Origin of the sequence: Pseudoalteromonas sp. MER144-MNA-CIBAN-0113 (genome assembly GCF_040308965.1) — a bacterium.
In the GTDB taxonomy this organism is placed as follows: domain Bacteria; phylum Pseudomonadota; class Gammaproteobacteria; order Enterobacterales; family Alteromonadaceae; genus Pseudoalteromonas; species Pseudoalteromonas tetraodonis.
In genome coordinates, this window is sequence record NZ_JBEOOG010000168.1 from 1 (window position 1) to 1,221 (window position 1,221).

The window sequence follows — 1,221 nt, forward strand, 5'->3', positions numbered from 1 at the left end:
TTTGGCCACCCATTAAGAAAGAAATGTTATGCTAATAAGCATACAAATTTGGGTGAAAAAATGACGAAATTAAAACGCGCAACGTATTCTGCAGCAATAAAATTAGAGACAGCTCAGCTTGTAGTTGATCAAGGCTATACGCAAGAAGATGCAGCTAAGGTTATGGGGGTTGGTAAATCAACTGTAAGTAAGTGGGTAACTCAATTAAAGCAAGAGCGGAATGGCCAGACACCCACCGCCTCACCAATGACACCCGAACAAATTGAAATTCGTGAACTTAAAAAGCAAATTCAACGCATTGAATTAGAAAAGGATATATTAAAAAAGGCTACCGCTCTCTTGATGTCCGACTCCCTGAACAATTCTCGTTAATTGAGAAGCTAAATCAACGAGAGCGTTACCCAATTAGCGTGCTGTGTAACGTGTTCAATGTGCATCGTAGCAGCTATAAATATTGGGCTGTACGGGATACAACGCCGACGCCAGAGCAAGTAAGGCTAGAGGCTGAAGTTAAAGCAATACATGCAATGAGCGGCGGCTCAGCTGGGGCGCGGACAATCGCGGCAATAGCAACGAATAACGATTTTGAATTAAGCCGTTATCGCGCCGCTAAGCTCATGATTAAACTAAAACTAGAGAGCTGCCAAGTACCACAGCATCAATATAAAAGGGGTGGTAATGAGCATCTTGAAATCCCAAACCTGCTAGATAGACAGTTTGATGTTGTTGAGCCAGATACCGTATGGTGCGGTGATGTGACGTATATTTGGACAGGCAATCGCTGGGCCTATTTAGCCGTCGTTATTGATTTATTTGCACGCAAAGTAGTTGGTTGGGCGATGTCATTGTCACCAGATACTAATTTAACATTAAAAGCGCTTGAACTCGCGTATGAAAGCAGAGGGAAACCGTCAGGACTGATGTTTCATTCAGACCAAGGTAGTCATTATACAAGTTTGAAATATCGCCAACGTTTATGGCGCTATAAAATCAAACAAAGTATGAGTAGGCGCGGAAATTGTTGGGATAATGCGCCAATGGAACGATTTTTTAGAAGCTTTAAGACGGAATGGATGCCAAAAGTTGGATATGAAAACTTTAGAGACGCTAAATATAGTGTGAGTGATTATATCAACGGATATTACAATAATGTTAGACCACATCATTATAATGCTGGTTTAGCGCCGAATGAATCTGAGATTAGATATCAAGATTCTAAAA

At 41.1% G+C, this 1,221-nt stretch carries 1 protein-coding gene; it reads left to right on the top strand.

What is annotated here, in order from left to right:
• Nucleotides 1-60 precede the first annotated feature (60 nt).
• A protein-coding gene (locus tag AAEY57_RS19190; protein WP_350608575.1) for an IS3 family transposase occupies nucleotides 61-1,221 on the top strand; the annotation gives its coding sequence in 2 pieces (ribosomal slippage) (nucleotides 61-319 and nucleotides 319-1,221; 1,162 coding nt annotated over the 2 pieces). This gene is flagged as partial in the annotation.